The organism is Streptomyces sp. DSM 110735, from assembly GCF_016482685.1.
Classification (GTDB): Bacteria; Actinomycetota; Actinomycetes; order Streptomycetales; family Streptomycetaceae; genus Streptomyces.
The window spans coordinates 106,211-118,078 of record NZ_JACYHF010000001.1; the positions used below are offsets into that span (position 1 = coordinate 106,211).

Here is an 11,868-nt window from a genome sequence, read left to right on the forward strand (position 1 = left end):
GGCCTGTTCGTGCTGGGGTGGGTGGATCTCCTCGGTCTGGAGGTCTGCGGCCGCTCGAAGCCCTCAGGGGCCGACGCTCACCTCGGTGGAGCGGATACGGCGGGAGCGCCACCAAGCCCAGACCGTGTGGCCCACGAGGGCGACCGCGACGGCGATGGCCGTGAAACGGACGGTGGTCCAGGTGGTCAGGACGACTTGGTTCGGTCCGCGTGACTCCGTGCGCAGGCGCATGGACGTCTCGTAGAAGGCCACCAGGGGAATGAGCAGCCGGAAGAACAGGCCGCCGATGCCCGGTACGCGTGCGATGTTTCCCAGGAGGCCGAGGGGTGCTCCGAAGACCAGTGCCAGCATGCCCCAGAGGGCGATTCCGGATGATCCCGCGCCCGAGGAATCCAGTCCGCTCAGGGACGCCAGGCTTGCCTTGGTGAGGTAGTAGGTCACGACACCGATGGCCAGTCCCAGGGGCGCGAGAACGACCGATTCGATTTTGGACCGGCGGAAATAACCCACCAGGAACGCGTAACAGGCCCACGGCCACCCACCGGTGAAAACGGCGCCCACGGCCTCACCCGGAAAACCGCCCCACCGTTCGGCGGCAGGTCCGGCCAGGCCGAGCAACAAGCCGAGCGCGAGTGGCATCGCCCACGACACGGCCCGAGCACCCCAAAAGTTCACTGTAGGTCAACCCTCGTACGGCGGACAGATTCAGGCGTTGTCGTAATACGCAAAGCAGGTCCATGCCGCACCCTGGGTCGAGTTGGCGTAGGAGGTCGCCCCCTTCGCCACCCAGCCGCTGGGATGGTCGACGTTCTGGACCCTGACCGTCGACTTGTGCTTCACGTCCGCGATGTAGTTCGAGTAGCACTTCTTTCCGGCCGACACGAGATCGTACCCGTAGCACCATTTGCCGTGGGTCACGTTCTCGCAGGTATTGCCTTTCGGCTGCACGGCGGAATCCTTGATTTCCAGCCTTACCACGCCCCACTCGGAGGGGTTGCCCAGCTCCGCGGGCGGCTTGACCCCGTCACCTCTTTTGTGGATGACGGGCTTCCCAGGTATGAGGCTGCTCTGAGAGCCGTGGGCGGACGCCGGCGTGGCGAATCCGGAAACCGCGAGCGCGGCGCCCGAAATACCGAAAAGTATTGCCTTTCCGAACTTCTTCATGCTGTCCCTTCCCCGTTCCCCGCCGTCGCGGGTTCCAAGGGATCCTCTACGAGGGTGCTGTGGCGGTCAAGGCTTGACCGATTTACGGCCACGAAACGGCCAGAAACGGTTATCGGGCGGCGCTATTCACGAGCGTGGTCATGAACGCGTGGCCTTGCTGCGGTCCGGAAATTCCCTGCGGGCAGCGGGCGGAGCGTTGATAGTGGGCGGATGGAGCTGGTGGAGATCGCGCGGGAGCTGGTGCTGGAGCGGCATCCCAGCGCCAGGGCCGCGTTTCTTGGGGGCAGTGTCGTTACGGAGCGGCGGACGGCGATGTCGGATCTTGATGTCGTCGTACTGCTCGACGGGGAGCCCGCGCCGTATCGGGTGAGTTTTCGCGGGTCGGGGTGGCACGTGGAGATGTTTGTGCATACCGAGGCGTCGTGGGGGGATTTTGTCGGGCGGGAGGTGAGGGCGGGGCGGTCGCCGTTGCTTTTTATGTGTGCGGAGGGGGAGTTGCTGTTCGATGTGGATGGGGTGGGGGCGCGGATCGCCTCCGAGGCGCGGGAGTTGGTGGAGGCCGGGCCGCCTGTGGTGTCGCGGGACGAGGTCGACGACCTTCGGTATGCGCTCACCGATCTGCTCGATGACCTCGCGGGGAGTGGGGACCCGGGTGAGCGGTTGTTCATCGGTACCGAACTTGCCCGGCGAACCGCCGAGTTGGCTCTTGTTGTTCGGCGGTCCTGGCGTGGGGGTGGGAAGTGGCTCGCTCGGCGGTTGGAGGGGGCTGTGCCGGGGTTGGGGGAACGGCTCCGGTGTGGGGTGAGGGAAGTGCTCGATGGGCGGGACGAGTTGCTTGTGTCCGTTGTGGATGAGGTGTTGGGGGAGGTGGGTGGGCGGTTTTGGGTCGGGTATCGGCGGGGTGGGTGAGCCGGCGTCCAGTACCGCCACACCGTTGAGCATCTCCGCCCGCGCCCTTACGCTCGGCTGCCCCCCGTAGGGGAACCGCCCTTAGCGTGAAGGAGCCCTCGCGTGCCCTTGATTGACGTCAATGGTGTTTCGGTCCACTACACCGACACCGGGGCGCCGCCCGGGAAGCCTGACGCGCCTGTCGTCGTATTCGGGCATGGGCTGCTGTTCAGTGGGTGGATGTTTCATCCGCAGGTGGAGGCGCTGCGGGGGGAGTATCGGTGTGTGACTGTCGACTGGCGGGGGCAGGGGGAGACTCCGGCGGCGGCGGGTGGGTACGACATGGACAGCCTTACCGCGGATGCCGTCGCGCTGATCGGGGCGCTCGGGCTCGGGGTTGTGCATTACGTCGGACTGTCCATGGGCGGGTTCGTCGGGCAGCGGATCGCGGCGCGGCACGGGGAGTTGCTGCGGTCGCTGACGTTGCTCGACACCAGTGCGGAGGTCGAGGATCCCGCGAAGGTCGGGGAGTACCGGCTGCTGGCCAGCGTCTATCGGGTCACCGGGGTGCGACCGGTGCTGGGGCGGGTCAAGGCGGAGATGTTCGGGCCCGAGTTCCTCGCGTCTCCGGCGAGCGGACCCGTGGTCGAGGAGTGGGTGCGGCGGCTGCGGCGCTGTCGGCGGTCGGGCATACGGAAGGCGGTGCTCGGGGTGGTCGAGCGGCCGAGCGTGATCGCCGAGCTGGGTCGTATCTCCGTGCCCACGCTGGTCGCCGTCGGTGCTGATGACACCGCCACTCCCGCCGTCGAGTCGGAGCGGATCGCGGCGGGTGTGCAGGGGGCTCGGCTGGAGGTGGTGCCGGGGGCGGGGCACAGCAGCACGGTGGAACAGCCGGTGGTGGTGAGTGAGTTGATACGGGAGTTCCTGGGGGCGGTCGACGGGGGGTGAGGGGAGTCCCGGCTACGCGTCCTCCGACGCGCGGTCCGCTCGCCTCAACTCCCCTGCGGTCAGCACCGCGTACGCCGCGCCGACGTAGAGCACGCCCGGGAGCAGGAGCCAGGTGCGGCCCTCGTCGTGGCGGACGGCTCGGTACTGGGTCCGGGAGATCTCGACGGTGTGGCGGGTCAGTGGGCTGGTGTCGAAGGCGTAGTAATGGCCGTTCTTCTCGCGGGCGTTCTGGAGGCTGCCGCCGCCGGAGATGGTGAGTGCCAGCAGGGTGGCGCCCGCCAAGCCTGCCAGGGCCAGGGCCAGTTGCACCTTGGCGGGGAGGCAGCGGAAAGCCTGCCAGGTGGTGTGGCGGTCCGCCCGGGCGAGAAAGGCGCGGATTCCGGCGGACAGGAAGGTCGGGATCAGCAGGGCGAGGATCGCCGCCGTGAGCCAGGTGAGGGCTGTCGGCGGTATGCGAAGCGCCACGGCGGGCAGCCAGGTCAGGGCTGTCAGCGCCAGCAATGTCAAACCCAGTGCGTAGGCGAGGGCGCCGTGCGCTTTGAAGGTCCACCCCATGGCGGGAGCTTGGCACAGGGTGGAGTCCGTCATCGTCCGGACCGGCATCCCTTACTCGTTCTTAGCGAGTCAGGTCCAGCAACTCGCCGAAGGGGGAGGGGAAGTGGCGCCAGGCTGGGCGGCCCGCCTCGTACTCCTCGTTCGTCAGGAGGCAGGAGTCCAGGAGCAACTCCAGGGCTTCCGCGTCCAGTTCCGGGGATGTGAACGTCAAGTGCTGGCAGCGGTCGCCGTGTTCCGGGTGCCAGTCCACCGCTGCCGCCAGGCGGCGTTCGACGGGGACGAAGTCCCACGCCGCGTCCGGGAGCGCCGCCAGCCACGGGCCGGCCGGCTCCACGCAGAGGGCGCCGCCCGCCGCTTCCCAGGAGAGGAGGGTGTCGGGGTGGTCCGCGAGCCAGAAGCGGCCCCGGCTGCGGGTGGCGGCGCAGGTCAGGTCCTCCAGGGCGGTGTAGAGGCGGTGGGGGTGGAAGGGGCGGTCGCGGCGCCAGACGAAGGTCGACACCCCGTGGGCGTCGCAGTCCTGCGGGAGCAGCGCGGTCGCGGGCTGCCGCCGCCGTCGCGTCGAAACCGCTCAGGAGGGCTTCGCCCAGTCGCGACGTCCCGATCGTCAACTTGCGGGCGCCTGATGTTAGTTGGGTCAGTAGCGCCGCGTCCTCCGCCGACTCCCCCGGCAGCTTCGCCACTACCGTCGGGTACTCCAACTGCCTCGCGTACGTGTCCCCCACCGTCCGCCGGTCCGTCGGCGCGGCGGCCAGACCGACCTCCGCCAGGTCGTCGCCGTTGGCGAGGTAGGGGAGGATCAGCGCCGGGTCCACCGCCGTCGCCACCCCGGTCAGGGTCAGCGGGGCGCCCGCCGCGGCGATCACCGGGGCCATGGACTGGGGTTCCACCGAGTCCCACAGCTCCACCACGGCCAGTCGGTAGCGGAACTGCTCTGCCAGGCGCACGAGTTCGGGTACGAGGTGCTCGCGCAGGGCGCAGCAGGCGCAGTCGTTGACCAGCGGGGCGTCGCCGCTGGTCAGCAGCCCCGTGGCGTCCCGTACCGTCCACCGCACCGCGCTCTCCGTCGCCGACGTGAGGTCGTGGTGGAGGACCACCGTGCCGGGGACCGTACGGAGGATCTCCGCCACGGCGGCACGGCGGGCGTCCGCGTGGAGCCCGGCGACGAGTGCCACGGGGAGGCGGGGCGTCGTGGGGGCGCCGGTCATCGGTCACCCCTTTCGCGTCCGGCGCCTTCGCCTCCGGCGCCCTCATGCCCCGCGCCCTCACGTCCCGCGCCCTCACGTCCCGCGCCCTCACGCCCCGCGCCCTCACGCCCCGCGCCTCCCCGCGCGCCCCGCCCCCGTACCTCCGCTCGAACCTCTCCACCCGTCCCGCCACGTCCAGCACCCGTCGCGTGCCGGTGTAGAAGGGGTGGCTCGCCGAGGAGATCTCGACGTCGATCACGGGGTACGTGCGACCGTCCTCCCACTCCACGGTCCGTTCGCTCGTCGCCGTCGACCTGGTCAGGAAGGCGAAGCCCGCCGCGCGGTCGCGGAAGACGACCGGGGCGTACTCGGGATGGATTCCTCGCTTCATCGGGTTCAGCGCTCCTCGCGGAAGTCGACGTGGCGGCCCGCGACCGGGTCGTACTTGCGCAGCGTGAGGCGGTCGGGGTCGTTACGGCGGTCCTTGCGGGTGACGTAGGTGTAGCCGGTGCCCGCGGTGGACCTCAGCTTGATGACGGGACGGAGTTCGTTGCGTGCCATGACTCGGACCATACATGAAAGTGGTTCTCATTTTCATTTAGCTGGTAGCGTGCTCCGCGTCGCATCGACCACACCGTCCACCGGTCGACCCCAGCAGCCACACCAGGAGGCACCCCCATGTCCGCCCACTGCCAACTCACCGGTCGCAGCCCGGGGTTCGGGCACCGCGTCTCGCACTCCCACCGCCGTACCAAGCGCCGCTTCGACCCGAACATCCAGCGCAAGCGCTACTGGCTGCCCAGCGAGGGTCGCCATGTGCGGCTGACGCTCTCGGCCAAGGGCGTGAAGACGGTGGACACGATCGGGATCGAGGCGGCGGTGGCGCGCATCCGCGCGCGGGGAGGGAACGTCTGATGGCGAAGAAGAGCAAGATCGCGAAGAACGAGAAGCGGCGCCTGGTGGTGGCGCGTTACGCCGCGCGCCGCGCCCTGCTCAAGGCGGTCATCGCGTCGACGCGTTCCAGTGATGCCGAAAAGGCGGCGGCTCAGCGGGAGTTGCGGCGCCAGCCCCGGGACGCGAGTGCCACCCGGGTGCGGAACCGGGACGCCGTGGACGGGCGCCCGCGCGGGCATCTGCGAGCCTTCGGGCTGTCCCGCATCCGGGTACGGGAGCTGGCGCACGCGGGCGAGCTGCCGGGGGTGACCAAGAGCAGTTGGTGAACCCCGGACCACCGCCCCTCCTCAGCCACGGCGGCGTCAGACCCGCCCCGCCTCCTCAGCCACGGCGGCGTCAGCCCCGCCCCCGCCTCCTCCGCTCCCCCAGCACCACCACCGCCCCCACCAGCACCGACATCACGCACCCCGTGGCCAGCACCGGGCTCGGTGTGAAGGTCACCGCCAGCACCGCGAGGATCCCCGCGCCCCACACCACGTCCAGCGCACCCCCGCGCCCATGGCGGTGCAGGAGGCGCAGGACCAGGAGGTACAGCGCCACCGGGACGGTGTACGCCGCCGCCACCGCGAGCCTGCTCAGGTGGGCGTGACCGGTCAGGTGGGCGATCTCGACCGCCAGTCCCGCACCCGCGGCAGCCGCCGAGGCGAAGACGACGTAGTGGCCGTAGCCCCACAGGAGGGCCGTGCGCAGGGAGGTGAGGCGTTCGGCGGCGTCCTGGGTGAAGTAGAGCCACCACATCGCGAAGACGGTGAGGATGCCGCCGACGACCAGCGGGGCGATGTCGCCGAGGGAGACGGCGGTGTCGAGGGCGGTGCGTACGGTCGCCGTCGCCGCGGTGATGGACTCGCCCAGCACGATGAGGGTGAACAGGCCGTACCGCTCGGCGATGTGGTGCGGGTGCCAGGTGGTGCGTTCGGCGCGCTCGGCCCAGGCGGGTACGGCGAGTTCCGCGACGGCGAGGACGAGGAAGGACGGCAGACCCAGGTCGTGGGGCAGGGCGAGCCGGGCGACCCAGCCGATCTGGACGACGAGGATGCCGGTCGCGTAGCGCAGGCTGGAGCGGCGGCGATCGGGGTCGGAGCGGGCGGCGCGCAGCCACTGGCTGACCATGGCCAGCCGCATGACGACGTAGCCGTAGGTGACGACCGCGAAGTCGTAGTGCTCCAGCGCCTTGGCGGTGCCGGCCGCCATGACGAGGGCGCCGGTGATCTGGATCAGGGTGAGGACGCGGTACGGCACGTCGTCGGTGTCGTAGGCGGAGGCGAACCAGGTGAAATTCATCCACGCCCACCAGATGGCGAAGAAGACGAGCGCGTAGCCGAGCACGCCGTGTCCGGTGTGGCCGCCCGCCAGCTCGTGCTCGAACGCCGCGGCTGCCTCCGCGACCGCGGTGACGAAGCAGAGGTCGAAGAACAGCTCCAGGACGGTGGCGACGCGGTGCCGCTCGTCGGTGGGGCGGGCGACCATGGGGCGGTACCAGGACCTGCCGTTTCCGATGGGTTGTGACTGGTTCATGCCGGACACCGTAGTGGCGGCGCCCGCACCGGGCTCGGATGCGATCACTCGCCGTCGCGCGGTGCAATGGAGGACCCCAGCCCCTGGAGTTGTCATGGCCGACGCCCGCCCGCCGCTTCCCCCCTTCACCCGCGAGAGCGCCGTCGAGAAGGTACGGCTCGCGGAGGACGGCTGGAACTCGCGCGATCCGGAGAAGGTCGCCCTCGCCTACTCGCCCGACAGCCGCTGGCGCAACCGCGCCGAGTTCCTCCGCGGCCGGGACGAGATCGTCGCCTTCCTCACCCGCAAGTGGGCCCGCGAACTCGACTACCGGCTGATCAAGGAGCTGTGGGCCTTCACCGGGGACCGGATCGCCGTGCGGTTCGCGTACGAGTGGCACGACGACTCCGGCACCTGGTTCCGCTCCTACGGCAACGAGAACTGGGAGTTCGACGAGAACGGCCTCATGCGGGTCCGGCTCGCCTCCATCAACGACCTGCCGATCACCGAGGACGAGCGCACATACCACTGGCCACTCGGCCGACGCCCCGACGATCACCCGGGGTTGTCGGACCTCGGGCTCTGAGGTCCGGTCCTCAGACGGTCCTCAGACCCAGATCGCCTCCGCCACCGCCGTTCCCACGAACGCCGCTCCCAGCCCCGCCACCAGGCTGGCGACCACGTTGGCGGCGGCGAGGAAGCGGGCGCCGTCCTCTGCCAGGCGGAGGGTTTCGAAGGAGAAGGTGGAGTACGTGGTCAGGGCGCCGCAGAGACCGGTGCCGAGCAGGAGCTGGACGTTGCCGGACGCCGCGCCCGCGACCACCGCGCCGGTCAGGAGACCGAGGATGAAGCAGCCGATCACGTTGACGGTGAAGGTGCCCCAGGGGAACACGGCGTCGTGGCGTTTCTGCACGAAGCGGTCGGTCAGGTAGCGCAGCGGGGCGCCCGCCATGCCTCCGACGATCACCAGCAGCCAGTTCACGCGTGCCTCTCCTTGCCCACGTAGCGGATGACCTCGCAGTCGTCCAGGATCACCAGCCCCGAGGACACCAGCTCGTCCAACTGGGGCAGGAACGCCCGCACCCGGTCCTCCGTGTCCACGATCACGATCGCCACCGGCAGGTCCTCGTTGAGGGACAGCAGCCGGGCGGTGTGGATCAGGGAGGTCGCGCCGAAGCCCTCGATGCCCCGGAAGACGCTCGCGCCCGCGAGTCCGGCCGCGTGCGCGCGGTGGACGATCTCGCTGTAGAGCGGCTTGTGGTGGTAGGTGTCGTGCTCACCGATGAAGATCGTCACCCGCAGGGCGTCTCCGGTCAGCCGTGTCGCCGTCATGACTGCCTCCAGGCGAAGACGCGGCGCGTGGCCGTGACCGTGAGGGCCACCGCGCCGAGAGCCGCGAACAGGGTCGCGGCGAGGTAGAGGAGGGCGGTGCGTGCCTCGCCCGCGTTCACGAGCCGCTCGATCTCGACGGCGTACGTCGAGAAGGTGGTGTACCCGCCGAGCACGCCGGTGCCGAAGAAGGGGCGCAGCAGGCGGTGGGCGGTCCACACCTCGCTGACGAGGACCAGGAAGACGCCGATCACCGCGCAGCCGGTCACGTTGATCACGAAGGTGGTCCACGGGAATCCGTCGGCTGCCGTCGGCCACAGCAGCGAGCCCGCGTACCGCGCCGTCGCGCCGATCGCGCCGCCCACCGAGACGACGGCCACGACGGGCGCCTGAGCCCGCCAGGACCGCGCGCGTTCACGGGGTACGCGCAGATCGACGTCGGGGTCCACGGGTTCTCTCGCCGTGGCGGGTCGCGATGCTGTCATGAAGGTACGTCTCCCTACTCGCCCGGGGCCCGCGCACACGGGCACACTCCATCGCAAGCAGGGACTGTTGGCGGCGCCGATGCCGCGGTTCGGGTACGGCGAGCCCCACCGCCGCGCCGCACCCCGAGGGCACGGCAGGTCACCCAGCCTACCCGGGGCCCGCGGTGAGTGACCACGTCAACGTCACCGGCGGACCCCGGGTCCTGCGGCTCCCGGCGGCTCCTGCGGCGCCAAGGAGGCTCTACGGCTCTGCGGCTCTACGAGCCGACGGTCAGCGGCAGGTCGTCCGTGTAGGCGTTGATCGGCTGCGCCATGGGGCGGGTCTCGTGGACGTCCAGCGCTGCCGCCGCCGACCTGGTGCCGAGGGTGCCGGTCGGGTGCCAGGTGCCGGTGACCGAGAGCCAGGTGTTGGCGGGCGGGGCGTCGGAGCCGTACATGCGGAGCTTCACCGTCTGGGAGTCGGCGGCGCAGCAGGTGAAGATGATCCGGGTCAGGTACCAGCCGCCGTCCGCGCCGCCCGGCGTCACGAAGCCGGTCAACTGGACCGCGCGATCCTTGAGCGACCTCGCCGGGTCCTGCTGGACGCGGTTGGTGAAGCCGGTCAGGGTCAGGGGGACGGGCGCCGTGGAGGCGGGGAGCGGCTCGAAGCGGGTCTGCCGCACCGGGGGCGCCGACTTCGTGCTCGCGTGGGAGGCGGTGTAGGCGCCGAGGGCGGGTGGCGCCCAGACGAGGAGGCTGAGGGCGGGGAGGGCGAGGAGCCAGGCGACCTTGGGGGCGCGGGAGTGGTCGTGACCGTGGTCGTGTCCCGGGTCTGGGTGGGCGTGCTCCATGTGCTCCTGACCTGTGTGGTCGCGGCACATGTAGTCGGCGCCCGTGTGATCGCGGCACATGTGGTCGGCGCCCGTGTGGTCGCGGCACATGTCGGCGGCGCCCGTGTGGGCACGGCACATGTCGTCGCCGCACATGTGGTCACACCCTGTGTGCCCGTGACCCACATCTCCGTGACCCACATCTCCGTGACCCACATGTCCGGAGCCCACACGATCCGTCCCCCCACCCGACCGCCGTCGCCCCTCGCGCAGCTCCAGCACCAGGTTCACCACCCCCAGCGCGATCAGCACCACGCCCGACGCCACGAGCAGCGGACGCAGCCCCTCCTTCACGTACCGCAGATACAGCGTCGTGAGGAGCGAGGAGTGGAGCAGTCCCGCGCCGGTGAGCAGCAGCAGGGCGCTCTGTACGGTCCGTCTCACAGCAGTCCCCCTCCGACCAGGACACTCGCGGCGACCGCCACGACCGTCGTCGCCGCCGAGAAGCGGAGCGCGAACGCGCGCCCGAACGTGCCCGCCTGAAGGGCGATCAGTTTCAGGTCCACCATGGGTCCGACCACCATGAAAGTGAGCCGGGCCATGGGTGAGAACCCCGTGAGCGACGCCGCCACGAACGCGTCCGCCTCCGAGCACACCGCGAGCAGTACGGCGAGTCCGGCGAGGAAGGGCACCGCCAGCCAGGGCGAGCCGGAGAAGGTGTCGAGGACCGAGCGCGGGACGGCGACGTTGAAGGTGGCGGCGGCCATCGCGCCGAGGACGAGGAAGCCGCCCGCGTGCAGGAAGTCGTACTGGAAACCGTGCCGGAACTCCGTCCAGCGGCTCTGTCCGTGCGCGTGTCCGGAGTGCCGTACGGCAGGGCGCAGCCACTTCTCCTTGCCGAAGCAGAGCCACAGCCAGCCCATCACGGCGGCGGTGGCCAGCGAGGCGAGCAGCCGGGCGGCGACCATCGCGGGGTTGCCCGGGAAGGCGACGGCGGTGGCGGTGAGCACGACCGGGTTGATGGCGGGCGCGGAGAGCAGGAAGGCGAAGGCGGCGGCGGGGGTGACACCCCGTCTGATCAGGCTGTTCGCCACCGGCACCGAGGCGCACTCGCACCCCGGAAGGACCGCGCCCGCCACCCCCGCGACCGGCACCGCGAGCGCGGCTCGCTTGGGCAGGACCCGGGTGAACAGGTCGGCGGGGACGAAGGCGTTGATGGCGCCGGACAGGACGGTGCCGAGCAGCAGGAAGGGCAGCGCCTGGACGGCGATGGCGAGGCAGACGGTGCGCCACGCCTGGACGGCGGGCTGGTCGAGCCATCCGGTGCCGGTGAGCAGCAGCACCGCGATGCCGAGGGCGACCGCCGCGACGAGGGCCACGGCGACGGGGCGCGGCCGGGACCGGGGGCGTACGACGGGGGTGCGCACCGGCGGGGCGGCCACGACCGTCGCCGCCCTGTCGACCACACCCACCAATTCATCCGTTTTTCCCATTTTCACTCCGGATGTCGGGTGTGGCCGACGATATGCGAGCGGCGTGCGCGCGACCGTGCGCACACGCCGTCTCACAGGTTCCGCTCAGACCAACTGACCCACCTGGTAGTCACCGGCGGGGAGCTGGAGCATCACGTTCATCCGGTTGTACGCGTTGATCAGCGCGATGAGGGTGACCAGCGCGAGCAACTGCTCCTCGTCGTAGTGCTTGGCCGCGTTCGCCCACACCTCGTCCGGGACGCCGCCGTTCGCGTCCGCGACGCGGGTGCCCTCCTCGGCCAGCTCCAGGGCGGCGCGCTCGGCGTCGGTGAAGACGGTCGCCTCGCGCCACCCGGCGACCAGGTGCAGCCGCTGGTGGGTCTCGCCCGCGTGCACCGCTTCCTTGGTGTGCATGTCGAGGCAGAAGGCGCAGCCGTTGATCTGGCTGGCGCGGATCTTCACCAGCTCCTGCGTCGAGGCAGGCAGCGCGGACTCGGAGACCGCGCGCCCGGCGGCGCCGAGATGCTTGATGACCTTGCCGGAGATCGGGTTGGCGAAGACGTTGAGTCGGGCTTCCATGCCGTGC

16 protein-coding genes and 2 pseudogenes are annotated in these 11,868 nt (G+C 70.4%); 5 read left to right on the forward strand and 13 right to left on the reverse strand.

Annotation, left to right across the window (positions count from 1 at the left end; translation table 11 throughout):
• Positions 1-63: 63 nt before the first annotated feature.
• Together IF655_RS00425 and IF655_RS00430 are read right to left on the reverse strand one after the other, a co-directional pair.
• A complete protein-coding gene (locus IF655_RS00425) occupies positions 64-651 on the reverse strand; it encodes a hypothetical protein (protein ID WP_307814831.1) in 588 nt (195 codons plus the stop codon).
• Between the two features lie 54 nt (positions 652-705).
• A complete protein-coding gene (locus IF655_RS00430) occupies positions 706-1,164 on the reverse strand; it encodes a lactococcin 972 family bacteriocin (RefSeq protein WP_199581375.1) in 459 nt (152 codons plus the stop codon).
• Between the two features lie 210 nt (positions 1,165-1,374).
• Between IF655_RS00430 and IF655_RS00435 the strand changes: the two genes are divergently transcribed.
• A complete protein-coding gene (locus tag IF655_RS00435) occupies positions 1,375-2,073 on the forward strand; it encodes a nucleotidyltransferase domain-containing protein (RefSeq protein ID WP_199581376.1) in 699 nt (232 codons plus the stop codon).
• A gap of 102 nt (positions 2,074-2,175) precedes the next feature.
• A complete protein-coding gene (locus IF655_RS00440; RefSeq protein ID WP_199581377.1) occupies positions 2,176-3,000 on the forward strand; it encodes an alpha/beta fold hydrolase in 825 nt (274 codons plus the stop codon).
• Positions 3,001-3,012: 12 nt separating this feature from the next.
• Here the strand turns inward: IF655_RS00440 and IF655_RS00445 are convergent, their stop codons facing one another.
• The 4 genes and pseudogenes from IF655_RS00445 to rpmG form a co-directional block, all read right to left on the reverse strand.
• A complete protein-coding gene (locus tag IF655_RS00445; protein ID WP_199581378.1) occupies positions 3,013-3,555 on the reverse strand; it encodes a hypothetical protein in 543 nt (180 codons plus the stop codon).
• Positions 3,556-3,616: 61 nt separating this feature from the next.
• Positions 3,617-4,760 (reverse strand): annotated as a pseudogene (locus IF655_RS00450) (GTP-binding protein).
• Positions 4,761-4,869: 109 nt separating this feature from the next.
• Positions 4,870-5,130: pseudogene (locus tag IF655_RS00455) on the reverse strand (type B 50S ribosomal protein L31); the annotation flags it as partial.
• Between the two features lie 5 nt (positions 5,131-5,135).
• On the reverse strand, positions 5,136-5,300 hold the full coding sequence (gene rpmG, locus IF655_RS00460) for a 50S ribosomal protein L33 (protein ID WP_199581379.1): 165 nt from the start codon (positions 5,298-5,300) through the stop codon (positions 5,136-5,138).
• Positions 5,301-5,417: 117 nt separating this feature from the next.
• On the opposite strand from rpmG, the gene rpmB reads away from it, so the two are divergent.
• Positions 5,418-5,654 (forward strand): 50S ribosomal protein L28, encoded by a 237-nt coding sequence (gene rpmB / locus IF655_RS00465; protein ID WP_199581380.1) that lies wholly within the window; start codon positions 5,418-5,420, stop codon positions 5,652-5,654.
• The gene (gene rpsN, locus IF655_RS00470; RefSeq protein ID WP_199581381.1) at positions 5,654-5,959 is read left to right on the forward strand and encodes a 30S ribosomal protein S14; all 306 of its coding nucleotides are present in this window, start codon (positions 5,654-5,656) and stop codon (positions 5,957-5,959) included. Before rpmB ends, rpsN begins: the two co-directional genes overlap by 1 nt.
• Positions 5,960-6,029: 70 nt before the next feature.
• Here the strand turns inward: rpsN and IF655_RS00475 are convergent, their stop codons facing one another.
• A complete protein-coding gene (locus IF655_RS00475) occupies positions 6,030-7,208 on the reverse strand; it encodes a low temperature requirement protein A (protein ID WP_199581382.1) in 1,179 nt (392 codons plus the stop codon).
• 94 nt (positions 7,209-7,302) lie between these two features.
• On the opposite strand from IF655_RS00475, the gene IF655_RS00480 reads away from it, so the two are divergent.
• Complete coding sequence (locus IF655_RS00480) at positions 7,303-7,773, forward strand: nuclear transport factor 2 family protein (RefSeq protein ID WP_199581383.1); 471 nt, start codon at positions 7,303-7,305, stop codon at positions 7,771-7,773.
• 21 nt (positions 7,774-7,794) lie between these two features.
• Here IF655_RS00480 and crcB read toward each other — a convergent pair whose 3' ends face one another.
• The 6 genes from crcB to IF655_RS00510 form a co-directional block, all read right to left on the reverse strand.
• On the reverse strand, positions 7,795-8,169 hold the full coding sequence (gene crcB, locus IF655_RS00485) for a fluoride efflux transporter CrcB (RefSeq protein WP_199581384.1): 375 nt from the start codon (positions 8,167-8,169) through the stop codon (positions 7,795-7,797).
• A complete protein-coding gene (locus IF655_RS00490) occupies positions 8,166-8,519 on the reverse strand; it encodes a DUF190 domain-containing protein (protein ID WP_199581385.1) in 354 nt (117 codons plus the stop codon). Before IF655_RS00490 ends, crcB begins: the two co-directional genes overlap by 4 nt.
• A complete protein-coding gene (locus IF655_RS00495) occupies positions 8,516-9,001 on the reverse strand; it encodes a CrcB family protein (RefSeq protein ID WP_199581386.1) in 486 nt (161 codons plus the stop codon). Before IF655_RS00495 ends, IF655_RS00490 begins: the two co-directional genes overlap by 4 nt.
• A gap of 257 nt (positions 9,002-9,258) precedes the next feature.
• Positions 9,259-10,254 carry a TIGR03943 family protein gene (locus tag IF655_RS00500; RefSeq protein WP_199581387.1) on the reverse strand — a complete coding sequence of 332 codons (996 nt, stop codon included), beginning with the start codon at positions 10,252-10,254 and terminating at the stop codon, positions 9,259-9,261.
• On the reverse strand, positions 10,251-11,303 hold the full coding sequence (locus IF655_RS00505) for a permease (protein WP_206775266.1): 1,053 nt from the start codon (positions 11,301-11,303) through the stop codon (positions 10,251-10,253). Before IF655_RS00505 ends, IF655_RS00500 begins: the two co-directional genes overlap by 4 nt.
• An 84-nt stretch (positions 11,304-11,387) precedes the next feature.
• Entirely contained in the window at positions 11,388-11,861 is a 474-nt protein-coding gene (locus IF655_RS00510) for a carboxymuconolactone decarboxylase family protein (protein ID WP_199581388.1), read from the reverse strand.
• Between the last annotated feature and the right edge of the window lie 7 nt (positions 11,862-11,868).

Excerpts from the sequence above, each read along its gene's own strand:
- rpmB (WP_199581380.1), top strand. The coding sequence starts at position 5,418 with ATGTCCGCCCACTGCCAACTCACCGGTCGCAGCCCGGGGTTCGGGCAC.
- IF655_RS00475 (WP_199581382.1), bottom strand. The coding sequence starts at position 7,208 with ATGAACCAGTCACAACCCATCGGAAACGGCAGGTCCTGGTACCGCCCC.
- IF655_RS00445 (WP_199581378.1), bottom strand. The coding sequence starts at position 3,555 with ATGGGGTGGACCTTCAAAGCGCACGGCGCCCTCGCCTACGCACTGGGT.
- IF655_RS00495 (WP_199581386.1), bottom strand. The coding sequence starts at position 9,001 with ATGACAGCATCGCGACCCGCCACGGCGAGAGAACCCGTGGACCCCGAC.
- IF655_RS00490 (WP_199581385.1), bottom strand. The coding sequence starts at position 8,519 with ATGACGGCGACACGGCTGACCGGAGACGCCCTGCGGGTGACGATCTTC.
- IF655_RS00480 (WP_199581383.1), top strand. The coding sequence starts at position 7,303 with ATGGCCGACGCCCGCCCGCCGCTTCCCCCCTTCACCCGCGAGAGCGCC.
- rpsN (WP_199581381.1), top strand. The coding sequence starts at position 5,654 with ATGGCGAAGAAGAGCAAGATCGCGAAGAACGAGAAGCGGCGCCTGGTG.
- IF655_RS00435 (WP_199581376.1), top strand. The coding sequence starts at position 1,375 with ATGGAGCTGGTGGAGATCGCGCGGGAGCTGGTGCTGGAGCGGCATCCC.
- IF655_RS00505 (WP_206775266.1), bottom strand. The coding sequence starts at position 11,303 with ATGGGAAAAACGGATGAATTGGTGGGTGTGGTCGACAGGGCGGCGACG.
- IF655_RS00430 (WP_199581375.1), bottom strand. The coding sequence starts at position 1,164 with ATGAAGAAGTTCGGAAAGGCAATACTTTTCGGTATTTCGGGCGCCGCG.
- rpmG (WP_199581379.1), bottom strand. The coding sequence starts at position 5,300 with ATGGCACGCAACGAACTCCGTCCCGTCATCAAGCTGAGGTCCACCGCG.
- IF655_RS00510 (WP_199581388.1), bottom strand. The coding sequence starts at position 11,861 with ATGGAAGCCCGACTCAACGTCTTCGCCAACCCGATCTCCGGCAAGGTC.